Raw genomic sequence first — 10,806 nt, 5'->3', positions numbered from 1 at the left:
AAGCGGAGCCCCGCCACCTCCCAGCCATCCTCGACGGCCTCGCCCAGCCCGCGGATATCCTCCGGCATGGCTCAGCCTCCTCCAATGAAATGAACGATCTCGATAGCGTCGCCAGCGACCAGGACGGTGTCGGCGTAGCGCGAGCGGGGGACGATCTCGAGGTTGCGCTCGACCGCGACCTTGCGCTCAGCCAAGCCGATCTGCGCCAGCAGCCCGGCGACGCTGGTCCCCTCTGCCACGCGGCGCGCCTCGCCATTCACGGTCAGCATGACGCCTGCGCTAAGCGGCGGCGGTACGGTGTCCGGCATCTCGCTTCATCCCAATTCGTTCCGAAGGGAGGGTCGCGCCGATGCCCTGCACCCATCCCTTCGCCGGCATGACCCGGATCAGGTTCTAAGGGTTCCCCGCTGGCGGCGCGGAGTCTCAGCCCTGCAGCAAGGGCACCCCTTGGTCCCCCCATGCTGCGCCCGCCCGGCCGGGGCGTCAATGATGCCCCGGCCTCGCGGCCCTTCCACCTGCCGGCGGCGAGAAATGACGCGGCTTGCCGCCCTCCCCCCCCTATGCTAGCCGGCGCGACCGCCAGTGACCGGATCCCAGCCGCCGTGACTCCGCCCCTGATCGCCGTCCTGAACGGCCCGAACCTCAACCTGCTCGGCATCCGCGAACCGGCGAAATACGGCACGGCGACGCTGGACGATGTCGAATCGCTCTGCGCCGAGGTGGCGGAGGAGCTGGGCCTCGCCATCGATTTCCGCCAGACCAATGGCGAGGGCGAGCTGATCACCTGGGTGCAGGAATGCCGCGGCCGCGCCGCCGGCATCATCATCAACCCCGCCGGCTACACCACCACCTCCATCGGGCTGCTCGACGCGCTGATCGCGGTGGAGCTGCCGGTGATCGAGGTCCACATCACCAACATCCACCGGCGGGAGGAATTCCGCCATAACTCCTATGTCTCCAAGGCAGCGACCGGCGTTGTCGCCGGACTCGGCGTGCAGGGCTATGCGCTGGCACTGCGGGCCATGGCGCAACTCATCGCGCCGGCGGAAGCGGAAGATCTGCCATGAGCAACGGCATCCAGTTCGACCCCGAGGCGATCCGCGCCCTGGCGCAGATCCTGAAGGACACTGACCTGACGGAAATCGAATTGGTGGAGAAGGACAGCCGCATCCGGGTGGCGCGCCAGCTGCCGGCGGCGGTGGCACCGCCGCCCATGGCCTGGGCCGCGCCGCCGGCCGCCCCCCCGGTAGCCGCCGCAGCGGCGGCGCCGGTGCCCCCGCCCGCCGCTGCGGCGGAAACGGCGGTGGACGCCAAGCATCCCGGCCTCGTCACCTCCCCCATGGTCGGTGTCGCCTACCTGTTCCCGGAGCCGGGCCAACCGCCCTTCATCACCGTGGGCGCCAAGGTGGCGCAGGGCCAGACCCTGCTGCTGATCGAGGCGATGAAGACCTTCAACCAGATCCGCGCCCCCAAGGCCGGCACCGTCACCCGCATCCTGTTCGAGAATGGCGAGCCGGTGGAATACGGCGCGCCGCTGCTGGTGCTGGAGTAGCTCCGTGCCCTTCGGAAAGGTGCTGATCGCGAATCGCGGGGAGATCGCGCTCCGCATCCATCGCGCCTGCCAGGAGATGGGCATCCGGACGGTGGCGGTGCATTCCACGGCCGATACCACCGCCATGCATGTGCGGCTGGCGGATGAGAGCGTCTGCATCGGCCCGCCCCCGGCGCGGGACAGCTACCTGAACGTCGCTGCCATCCTCTCCGCCGCCGCCATCACCGGCGCCGATGCGGTGCATCCTGGCTACGGCTTCCTCTCGGAGAACGCCAATTTCGCGGAAATGGTGGAGGCGCATGGCCTCGCCTTCATCGGCCCGCGTCCCGAGCATATCCGCATGATGGGCGACAAGATCGCGGCCAAGGACGCGATGCGCCGGCTCGGCGTGCCGCTGGTGCCGGGCTCGCTCGGCGCCCTCTCCTCGCTGGAGGAGGCGCGGTCCGTCGCCGGCGAGGTGAAGTACCCGGTGCTCATCAAGGCCGCGGCCGGCGGCGGCGGGCGCGGCATGAAGGTGGCGCGGAGCGAGGCGGAGCTGGAGGAAGCCTGGCGCGTCGCCCGCACCGAGGCCAAGGCCGCCTTCGGCGATGACAGCGTCTATATGGAGAAATACCTCGACCGGCCGCGGCACATCGAGCTGCAGGTGCTGGCCGACGGGTACGGCAATGTCGTGCATTTCGGCGAGCGGGACTGCTCGCTTCAGCGGCGGCACCAGAAGCTGGTGGAGGAGGCCGGCTCCCCGGTCCTCGCCGCCGCGGAGCGCGACGCGCTCGGTGCCCAGGTGACGCGGGCGCTGAAGGAGATCGGCTACCGCAATGCCGGGACGCTGGAATTCCTCTGGCAGGACGGCCAGTTCGCCTTCATCGAGATGAACACCCGCCTGCAGGTCGAGCATCCGGTGACGGAGATGGTCTGCGGCGTCGATCTGGTGAAGGAGCAGCTCCGCATCGCAGCCGGCGAGGCGCTGGGCTACGCCCAGTCCGAAGTCCGCTTCCATGGCCATGCCATCGAATGCCGGATCACTGCTGAGCATCCTGAGACCTTCGCCCCCTCTCCCGGCCGGGTCGGCACCTATCACGCACCGGGCGGGCTCGGGGTGCGGGTCGATTCGGCACTCTATTCGGGCTACGCCGTCCCGCCGCATTACGACAGCCTGGTGGCGAAGCTCATCGTGCATGGGGCGACGCGGGCGGAGGCCATCGCCAGGCTGCGGCGGAGCCTGGCGGAGATGGTGGTGGACGGCATCGAGACGACGCTGCCGCTGCACCGTGCCATCATGGAGGATCCCGAATTCCAGGCCGGGGACTACACCATTCATTGGCTGGAACGGTTCGTCGCCAACCGCACGCCCGGGTGACGCTGTGCGCTTGCGCGTGGCGGCGGCGCCACGCGCAAGCTATACTGGTGCCATGCCGAGCCACCCCATAGCCCAGACGAGGATCCACCTTCCCGCCTCCGTCGCCCCCCGTCACCGGGGCGTTCTGGTAGCGTCTGGCCATGGCAAGCCGGGCACGGGACCATCCGGACCTTCCGGTCCCTTGCCGGGTTTGCCGCCACGCCTCGCGACTTGAGCGTGGCTGGCCCCGTCGCCTTGTCCCACTCCGCAGCCCTCGCCCGGCCGGCCGGTCCCGCATGAGCCGCCGGCATATCGACATCACGCCGGAGCTCATGCTGCGGGCCTATCGCGCCGGGCTATTCCCCATGGCGGAGAGCCGACGCGGCGACCGGCTTTATTGGCTGGACCCGGAGCGGCGCGGCATCATTCCGCTGGATGGCGGCTTCCACCTGCCGAAGCGGCTGCTGCGCACCGTGCTTTCCGGCCCCTACCGCGTCACCGCGGATGTCGATTTCGCCGCCGCCATTGCCGGCTGCGCCGCGCCCGCCCCAGGACGGGAGGATACCTGGATCAATCCGGAGATCGAGGATCTCTTCCTCTCCTTGCACCATCAGGGCCATGCCCATTCGGTGGAGGTCTGGCAGGGGGAGGAATTGGTCGGCGGCCTTTATGGCGTGGTGCTGGGCGGCGCCTTCTTCGGGGAGAGCATGTTCAGCCGCGCCCGGGATGCCTCGAAGGTCGCGCTGGTGCATCTCGTGGCGCGGCTGCGGCTGGGAGGGTTCTCCCTGCTCGACGCCCAATTCCTCACCGAACACCTCAGCCAATTCGGCGCCCATGAGATCCCCCGCGCCGATTACAAGCGCCGCCTGGCCAATGCCATCCTTGCCGCGGCGCGGTGGCTGCCCTCGCCCGAGCCCGACGCCCTCGAGGCCGCGATCCGGGCATTGCGGCCCACCTCGGCGTGAGCCTCGACACTTCGGAAGTACCGCCGCCGCGCAAGCGCGTGCAGGGTGGCAAGGCGACCAGCGAGGTCGTGCTCTCCGCCCATGCCGGCGGCAATGCGGAGTTGTTCCGTCAGATCCTCGAGCTGCATGTGCCGCCCGGCGCACTGGTCGCCGATGTCACCTTCGGCCAGGGGGTGTTCTGGCGCCAGGTGCCGGAAGGCCGCTACCGGGTGCTGAGGAGCGACCTTGCCACCGGCACGGATTGCCGCGCCCTGCCCTATGCGAATGCTTCGCTGGACGCGGTGGTGCTGGACCCACCCTATATGGAAGGGCTGCTGCGGGAGAAGGTGGAGACCAGGGGCGGTCAGGGCAGTCATGCCGGGCTGCGCGGCTGGTATGCGGCTGGGGGGGACGGCGAGGCGCCGGGCGGTGGGCGCTGGCACCAGGCGGTGCTCGACCTCTATCTGCAGGCCGGCCAGGAAGCGCGGCGGGTGCTGCGCGACCATGGCCTGCTGCTGGTGAAATGCCAGGATGAGGTCAGCGCCAACCGCCAGGAGCTGACCCATGTGCAGATCGTGGTCGGGCTGGAGGCGATGGGCTTCTACGCCCGCGACCTCTTCGTGCTGGTTCGCAGCAATCGCCCCGCCGTCGCGCGGCTGAAGCGGCAGGTGCATGCGCGGAAGAACCACAGCTATTTCCTGGTTTTCCAGAAGGTGCCGGCCAGCCAGAAGGTGGCGCGCTACCGCACCAGGGACTTGCCGCCCGCCACCGGGTGAAGCAGGGCGCCGACGCAACCGGGGTAGAGCGCCGCTTCCTCGAGGGTCTCGGCCAGGAGGCGGCAGAGCAGCGCGGATCGGACTCCCCAGCGCTGGCGCGGCGCCGGAGGTGTGCCGGGGACGAATTGTGCGTCGCCAGGGCCCAGTACGATGGCGGCCGCCAGCCGCGGCCCGCCGGGGTCCAGATGCCGCGCTGCCTGCTCCTCCTGCGCCGCCCACAGTACGGCCTCCGCCGCCTCGCCCCAGCCCAGGGCGATCACCAGCCCAGCCCCGGCCTGCCAGGACAATTCGCGCAGGGCGGCGAGGATGAGCGGCAAGACGCGCTCCGACGGCCTGCCCCCAGGCTCCAACTCCAGGACGGCCGCCTCCGCGCCGGTCAGCGCATCGCGCAATTGCTCCTGCCAGGCGTCCGTCCCGGGACCAACCAGGATCACGGCCGCGTCGCCAGTCGTCCAACCGGCCGGCAGGGTCAGCAGGAAGGGCAGGCTGGCGCCCGGCCCGAGGAAGGCCGGGCCTTCCAGCCAGAGGGGCTCGGTGCGGGTCACCGGTTCGGCGCCGGGCCGGGCCGGCAGCAGCAGGCACCCGCAGATCGCCAGGGCGAGGGGCACGCATCGCATGCACCCAGCATGACCCAGCCATGCCGAGATGACCGTGACGGATCGCACATGGCGGCCGGCTTGGCCTTTCCCCGTCCAGAGCAAGACATCCGATCAGGTGATTCCGCCCGGTCGGATATCGCTCTGGTGGCCTGATCTCGAAGTCCTGCGGACTTCGTTCTCAAGCCACGAGCCATTGTCTTCAGTAGCCTGCCGATCCGCTGCGTTCGTAGGGGATTTCACGAACGCAGCGGGCAGGACGCTAGGGGCACGACGCCGCAGCGCCGGCAAGGTGGACAAGCCGGGGCCGCGGGCGCAGATAGCGCCGCCTCGAAGGACCGCCCCGGAGCGTTGCATGAACGCCGACCGCATCTCCCTCTCAAAGGACCGGATCCGCGTCCTGCTGCTGGAAGGCATCGCCGACAGCGCGGTGGAGCTACTGGCGGCTGCCGGCTACGAGAACGTCACCCGCCACACCAAGGCCCTTGAGGGCGAGGCGCTGACCGAGGCGCTGCACGGCGTGCACATCCTCGGCATCCGCTCCCGCACCCAGCTGACCGCCGAGGCGCTGGCGGCGGCGGACCGGCTGATCACCGTCGGCTGCTTCTGCATCGGCACCAACCAGGTCGATCTGGAAACGGCGCGGCTGCGCGGCATCCCGGTGTTCAACGCCCCCTTCTCCAACACCCGATCCGTCGCGGAACTGGTGATGGGCGAGGTGGTGATGCTGCTGCGTGGCATCCCCGACCGCTCCCGCTCCGCGCATCAGGGCGGCTGGGATAAGTCGGCCAAGGGGAGCTTCGAGGTGCGCGGCCGCACTCTGGGTATCGTCGGCTACGGCAATATCGGCAGCCAGCTCTCGGTCCTGGCCGAGGCCTTCGGCATGCGCGTCATCTATTACGACCACACGAGCAAGCTGCCGCACGGCAATGCTCGCCCCTGCGCCTCTCTGGGCGAACTGCTGGCGGAGGCGGATATCGTCACCCTGCATGTGCCGGAGACGCCGGAGACGATCGGCATGATCGGCGCGACGGAGATCGCGACGATGAGGCCCGGCAGCATCCTCATCAACAATGCCCGCGGCTCCCTGGTGGACCTCGAGGCGGTGGCGGCCGCGCTGCGGGACCGCCAGCTTCAGGGCTTCGCCGCCGATGTCTTCCCGGTGGAGCCGGCCCGCAATGGCGAGCGCTTCGAAAGCCCGGTGCAGGGCCTGCCGAACGTGATCCTGACGCCGCATATCGGCGGCAGCACGGAGGAGGCACAGGCACGGATCGGCCAGGAAGTGGCGCGCAAGCTGGTGGATTTCAGCGATACCGGCACGACCCTGGGCGCGGTGAATTTCCCGCAGGTGCAGCTGCCGCCGCGCCCCACCGGCGCGCGCTGGACCCATATGCACCGCGATGCCCCCGGCCTGCTTTCCCGCATCAATGAGGCCTTTGGCCGGCGCGGGCTCAACATCGCCTCCCAATACTACCAGACCCAGGCGGAGCTCGGTTACGTGGTGGTGGAAAGCGTGGAGGCGCGGGCTGAGGCGGAGGCCATCCTGGCCGAGCTCCGCAGCCTGCCGGGCACCATCCGGGCCCGTCTGATCTACGAGCGGGAGTAGGTATTGTCGCCGCCCTGGCGGTGAGCACAGGTACCGCCGCGGCCGCCTTGCCGCCGGCCTGGCGCCATGCGGCGACAAATGGTGTCCAGCAGGCTCGCTGCGGGTGGCCGCCCTGGTCGGCGCCTTGCCGGAGCTGGTCAACCGGGCAACGCGGCGGGCTGCCGTTGAGCTGAGCCAAGCGGGCTCCTATCCACGCCGTTCCATGCGGCCAGCACCTGCGGCCTTCCGCCGGAGCCGGTGCGGCCCGCCGGCGCGACTATCCCCGGACCGCAAGCAGCACGCCGCCCAGGGTCAGCGCCAGCGCCGCCCCCTCCTTCACCCCAAGCCCCTCGCCCAGCAGCATGGCCGAGCCGATGACGCCGATGACCGGGGCCAGCAGCGTCCCGAGCGTCGCGAGCGAGGCCGGCAGGCGCCGCAGCGCCGCGAACCAGGCGAGGTAGCAGAGGCAGAGGGGAAAGCAGGCCATGAAGGCCAGGAAGGCCCAGCCACGGGGAGAAAGGGCGGCAAAATCCGGACGCTCCAGCAGGAGCGTCGCCGCGGCGAGCGGCAGGGAGCCGAGCCCCACCTGCCACACCACCGCGGCCGGCGCCGGCAGGGGCAAGGGCCAGCGCTTGGTCATGACCGTGCCGAGCGCGAAGAGCACCGAGCCGGACAGCGCCAACGCCACCCCCGGCAGCTTGGCGAGGCCGAGATCAAAGCCCTTGCCACCCACCACCACGAGCAGCGCCAGCAACCCACAGGCCAGCCCTCCCAGCCGGCGGGGCGTCGGCACCTCGCCGAGCACCGGCCAGGCGAGCAGCGCGGCCCAGACCGGCATGGTGTAGCGATGATGCAGGCCTCCCCCGCCTCCAGCCAGATCAGGGAGAGGGTGGCGAGCCCCATCCAGCCGCTGAAATTGAGCAGGGCCGCCAGCCAGAGGCGCGGCCAAAGGGCGGCCGGCACAGCAAGCCGCGTGCCCCTTGCCCGCACCAGCACGGCCAGGATGAGGGCAGCCGCCAGCCCGGCCCAGGCGCGCGCCGCCATCGGGGGCAGTTCCTGCAGCAGCAGCTTCAGCGGCGGCCAATTGGCGCCCCAGCCGATGACGGCAAAGGCGAGGAGGAGCAGGCCGCGCGGATCCGGCCGGTTGCCGGAAGTCACGAAACGCCGGTCCCGGCCTGGCTGACCATGGCTCGTACTTCCTCCGGGCTTCGCCCCGCCTCGCGCAGGGCGCGCAGCGTCGGTGCCCCGTCCCGCTTCGCCAGGCGGCGGCCGCTCGCATCCCGCAGCAGCGCATGATGCGCATAGGCCGGCGCCGGCCAGCCCAGCAGCGCCTGGAGCAGCCGGTGGAGATGCGTGGCCGGCTTGAGGTCCTCGCCGCGGGTCACCAGCGTCACGCCCTGCAGCGCATCGTCATGGGTGACGCAGAGGTGGTAGCTGCCCGGCACCTCCTTCCGGGCCAGGACGGGGTCGCCGAATTGCGCCGGGTCGCAGCGAATCTGCCCCTCTCCGCGCTCCTCGAAGAACAGCGCCGGCGGCACCGCGGCAAGCGCCGCCGCCATGTCCAGCCGCAGCGCGAAGGGCTCGCCCGCCGCCTGCCGCGCCGCCCGCACCTCGGCCGAGAGGCGCCGGCAAGTGCCGGGGTAGAGCGGACCGTCAGGGCCATGCGGCGCATGCCCGGCCATTGCGACCTCGCGCTGGATTTCGGCGCGGGTGCAGAAGCAGGGGTAGAGCAGCCCACGCATTGCGAGCCGGTCCAGGGCCGCGCGGTACTCCGCCCAATGCTCGCTCTGCACCCGGACCGGCCCGTCCCAGTCGAGGCCGAGCCAGGCCAGATCCTCGAGAATCGCCGTGGCGTATTCCGGGCGGCACCGGGTGGCATCGATATCCTCAAGCCGCAGCAGAAAACGCCCTCCCGCCTCCCGTGCCGCCTGCCAGGCCCACAGGGCGCTGTAAGCATGGCCCAGATGCAGCAGCCCGGTGGGGCTTGGGGCGAAGCGGGTGACGACGGTTGCCGGGCTCACCCTACCCGGGGTAGCGAGACCGCAGCAGAGGAGCAAGCCGCATGGCCACCCTGGATGGACCTCGCCTCGGCCCGCGCGCCGGCGGCGCCGCGCAACAGCTTGTTGTGCTGCTGCATGGGCTCGGCGCCGATGGGACGGACCTGATCGGTCTCGCCCCCGAATGGGCCGAGGCCCTGCCGCATGCCGCCTTCGTTGCGCCGGATGCCCCCTCCCCCTGCGACATGGGGCCCTGGGGCCGGCAATGGTTCAGCCTGCAGGACCGCAGCCCGGCCAGGATGGCGGCCGAAATCCGTGCCGTTGCCCCGGCGCTGCAGGGCTTCCTCGATGCCGAACTGGCCCGGCTCGGCCTGCCTGGCTCCGCCCTCGCCCTGGCCGGCTTCAGCCAGGGCTGCATGATGGCGCTGTTCTGCGGCCTGCGCCGCGCCACGGCTCCGGCGGCGATTCTCGGCTATTCCGGTGCCCTGCTGGCTTCGGAGAGTCTGGCGGAGGAACTGGCCTGCCGCCCCCCCGTGCTGCTGGTGCATGGCGAGGCGGATGAGGTGGTTCCCGTGGAGGCCACGCGCAGCGCCGCCGCCACGCTGACGGCGGCAGGCGTAGCGGTGGAGACGCTGTATCGCCCGGGGCTCGCACATGGCATCGACCCGGCGGGAATCGCAGCGGGAGCGGCAGCGCTGCGCCGTGCCTTCGGCGTGACACCGGGGTGAAACCATCCTGGCCCGGTGTTGCGCCGCGGCATCCGGGCTGGCAAGAATGCGGTGACGATTCGGCGGCGCCACAGCATATGGGGCCTTTCCGCCGGAACAGGCCCCAGCACTGGTTGGCCCCGCACCGGGAAAGGAGCGGCGCTTGCCTGACGGCGGTAGCTTCATCGGCGGCCAGGGTTTTCCGGCGCTCGTCCTGAACGCGGATTTTCGGCCGCTCTCCTATTTTCCGCTCTCTATCTGGTCCTGGCAGGATGCGGTGAAGGCGGTGTTCCTGGACCGCGTCTCCGTCCTCAACGAGTATGACGCCGAGGTGCACTCGCCGCGCCTTTCCATGCGGCTACCCAGCGTCATTGCTCTTAAGGAATATATCCCGGCGGCGCGGCGCCCGGCCTTCACCCGCTTCAACGTCTTCCTGCGCGATCGCTTCGAGTGCCAGTATTGCGGCGAGGGGCAGCCCACCCACGACCTGACCTTCGACCATGTCGTCCCCCGCAGCCGGGGCGGGCGCACAAGCTGGGATAATGTTTGCACCGCCTGCGGGCCCTGCAACCTGCGGAAGGGCAACCGCCTGCCGAGGGAGATCGGCATGCATCCCCGCCAGACGCCGCGGCAGCCAACGAGCTGGGAATTGCAGGAGAATGGCCGGGCCTTCCCGCCGAACTACCTGCATGAGAGTTGGCGGGACTATCTTTACTGGGATACCGAGCTGGAGGGGTGACTCGGCCTGCCGCCGGTTACCCGCTGCCTTGCATCCTCATCGTGCCTTGACCAGGCGCTTCCCATGGCTGTCCTGCGGGACGCCGCGGCCGAGCGACATATGGCTGTGCACGCCGACCCAACGCCCATCCGGCTGCTTGGCCAGCACGATGGTTGCCCGGCCCGGCCGATCGAAGGGCGTGCCGTCCGGGTGAAAGCCGGTGCTGGTCCAAGGGGTGACCGCCACCGCCATGGCCCCGTCCGGCGAGGCCAGGACCAGGGTGTTCTCGAGGTCGAATGCGAAATCGGCGGTACGCGGCCAGACATTGTCCCACTGGGTATCAGTCCAGCGCTGCCGGCTCTTCACCAGCTCCTGGTAGGTGCCGAAGATGACGATGGCATCGTGCCAGAAGGGATAGGCGCTGGCGTAGTCCACCTCCCGCACGCAGGCCGCGAAGCGCGCCAGCCAATCCTTGACGGTGGCGCTGGTCGCGGGGTCGGCTTCCGGCAGGGGCAGGTTGGTCGGCATCATCAGGCTCCTCTCCTCGGCAAAGCCTAGAGCAGCCTCCGGCCTGATGGATCATGGCGTGATCCAT

At 70.2% G+C, this 10,806-nt stretch carries 13 protein-coding genes and 1 riboswitch; of the genes, 8 read left to right on the top strand and 5 right to left on the bottom strand.

Annotated elements, in window-relative coordinates; all coding sequences use genetic code 11:
- Positions 1-71: 71 nt before the first annotated feature.
- Complete coding sequence (gene thiS / locus NJ376_RS13160) at positions 72-308, bottom strand: sulfur carrier protein ThiS (RefSeq protein ID WP_252953728.1); 237 nt, start codon at positions 306-308, stop codon at positions 72-74.
- Between the two features lie 38 nt (positions 309-346).
- Positions 347-458: riboswitch (TPP riboswitch) on the bottom strand.
- A 102-nt stretch (positions 459-560) separates the two neighbouring features.
- On the opposite strand from thiS, the gene aroQ reads away from it, so the two are divergent.
- From aroQ to NJ376_RS13135, 5 genes are all read left to right on the top strand, one after another.
- Positions 561-1,067, top strand: a complete 507-nt coding sequence (aroQ, locus tag NJ376_RS13155) for a type II 3-dehydroquinate dehydratase (protein ID WP_370288242.1) — start codon at positions 561-563, stop codon at positions 1,065-1,067.
- Positions 1,064-1,552, top strand: a complete 489-nt coding sequence (gene accB, locus NJ376_RS13150) for an acetyl-CoA carboxylase biotin carboxyl carrier protein (RefSeq protein WP_252953726.1) — start codon at positions 1,064-1,066, stop codon at positions 1,550-1,552. Before aroQ ends, accB begins: the two co-directional genes overlap by 4 nt.
- A gap of 4 nt (positions 1,553-1,556) precedes the next feature.
- A complete protein-coding gene (gene accC / locus NJ376_RS13145) occupies positions 1,557-2,909 on the top strand; it encodes an acetyl-CoA carboxylase biotin carboxylase subunit (RefSeq protein WP_252953725.1) in 1,353 nt (450 codons plus the stop codon).
- 275 nt (positions 2,910-3,184) lie between these two features.
- Complete coding sequence (aat, locus tag NJ376_RS13140; RefSeq protein WP_252953724.1) at positions 3,185-3,853, top strand: leucyl/phenylalanyl-tRNA--protein transferase; 669 nt, start codon at positions 3,185-3,187, stop codon at positions 3,851-3,853.
- The gene (locus tag NJ376_RS13135; RefSeq protein WP_252953723.1) at positions 3,850-4,608 is read left to right on the top strand and encodes a TRM11 family methyltransferase; all 759 of its coding nucleotides are present in this window, start codon (positions 3,850-3,852) and stop codon (positions 4,606-4,608) included. Before aat ends, NJ376_RS13135 begins: the two co-directional genes overlap by 4 nt.
- Here NJ376_RS13135 and NJ376_RS13130 read toward each other — a convergent pair.
- Positions 4,572-5,225 (bottom strand): hypothetical protein, encoded by a 654-nt coding sequence (locus NJ376_RS13130; protein WP_252953722.1) that lies wholly within the window; start codon positions 5,223-5,225, stop codon positions 4,572-4,574. The genes NJ376_RS13135 and NJ376_RS13130 overlap by 37 nt on opposite strands.
- A 334-nt stretch (positions 5,226-5,559) precedes the next feature.
- On the opposite strand from NJ376_RS13130, the gene serA reads away from it, so the two are divergent.
- Positions 5,560-6,810 (top strand): phosphoglycerate dehydrogenase, encoded by a 1,251-nt coding sequence (gene serA, locus NJ376_RS13125; RefSeq protein ID WP_252953721.1) that lies wholly within the window; start codon positions 5,560-5,562, stop codon positions 6,808-6,810.
- Between the two features lie 256 nt (positions 6,811-7,066).
- Here serA and NJ376_RS13120 read toward each other — a convergent pair whose 3' ends face one another.
- Together NJ376_RS13120 and gluQRS are read right to left on the bottom strand one after the other, a co-directional pair.
- A complete protein-coding gene (locus NJ376_RS13120; RefSeq protein WP_252953720.1) occupies positions 7,067-7,627 on the bottom strand; it encodes a DMT family transporter in 561 nt (186 codons plus the stop codon).
- A 316-nt stretch (positions 7,628-7,943) separates the two neighbouring features.
- Positions 7,944-8,810, bottom strand: a complete 867-nt coding sequence (gene gluQRS / locus NJ376_RS13115; RefSeq protein WP_252953719.1) for a tRNA glutamyl-Q(34) synthetase GluQRS — start codon at positions 8,808-8,810, stop codon at positions 7,944-7,946.
- Between the two features lie 41 nt (positions 8,811-8,851).
- Between gluQRS and NJ376_RS13110 the strand changes: the two genes are divergently transcribed.
- Together NJ376_RS13110 and NJ376_RS13105 are read left to right on the top strand one after the other, a co-directional pair.
- Entirely contained in the window at positions 8,852-9,514 is a 663-nt protein-coding gene (locus NJ376_RS13110; RefSeq protein WP_252953718.1) for an alpha/beta hydrolase, read from the top strand.
- 142 nt (positions 9,515-9,656) lie between these two features.
- Entirely contained in the window at positions 9,657-10,232 is a 576-nt protein-coding gene (locus tag NJ376_RS13105; RefSeq protein ID WP_252953717.1) for an HNH endonuclease, read from the top strand.
- A 36-nt stretch (positions 10,233-10,268) separates the two neighbouring features.
- Here NJ376_RS13105 and NJ376_RS13100 read toward each other — a convergent pair whose 3' ends face one another.
- The gene (locus NJ376_RS13100) at positions 10,269-10,742 is read right to left on the bottom strand and encodes a YybH family protein (RefSeq protein WP_252953716.1); all 474 of its coding nucleotides are present in this window, start codon (positions 10,740-10,742) and stop codon (positions 10,269-10,271) included.
- Positions 10,743-10,806 lie beyond the last annotated feature (64 nt).

The organism is Siccirubricoccus soli, from assembly GCF_024178315.1.
In the GTDB taxonomy this organism is placed as follows: Bacteria; Pseudomonadota; Alphaproteobacteria; order Acetobacterales; family Acetobacteraceae; genus Siccirubricoccus; species Siccirubricoccus soli.
This window is presented reverse-complemented; position numbering and strand designations above follow the sequence as displayed.

Excerpts from the sequence above, each read along its gene's own strand:
- aat (WP_252953724.1), top strand. The coding sequence starts at position 3,185 with ATGAGCCGCCGGCATATCGACATCACGCCGGAGCTCATGCTGCGGGCC.
- serA (WP_252953721.1), top strand. The coding sequence starts at position 5,560 with ATGAACGCCGACCGCATCTCCCTCTCAAAGGACCGGATCCGCGTCCTG.
- aroQ (WP_370288242.1), top strand. The coding sequence starts at position 561 with ATGCTAGCCGGCGCGACCGCCAGTGACCGGATCCCAGCCGCCGTGACT.
- NJ376_RS13130 (WP_252953722.1), bottom strand. The coding sequence starts at position 5,225 with ATGCGATGCGTGCCCCTCGCCCTGGCGATCTGCGGGTGCCTGCTGCTG.
- thiS (WP_252953728.1), bottom strand. The coding sequence starts at position 308 with ATGCCGGACACCGTACCGCCGCCGCTTAGCGCAGGCGTCATGCTGACC.
- accB (WP_252953726.1), top strand. The coding sequence starts at position 1,064 with ATGAGCAACGGCATCCAGTTCGACCCCGAGGCGATCCGCGCCCTGGCG.
- NJ376_RS13100 (WP_252953716.1), bottom strand. The coding sequence starts at position 10,742 with ATGATGCCGACCAACCTGCCCCTGCCGGAAGCCGACCCCGCGACCAGC.
- NJ376_RS13110 (WP_252953718.1), top strand. The coding sequence starts at position 8,852 with ATGGCCACCCTGGATGGACCTCGCCTCGGCCCGCGCGCCGGCGGCGCC.
- NJ376_RS13120 (WP_252953720.1), bottom strand. The coding sequence starts at position 7,627 with ATGCCGGTCTGGGCCGCGCTGCTCGCCTGGCCGGTGCTCGGCGAGGTG.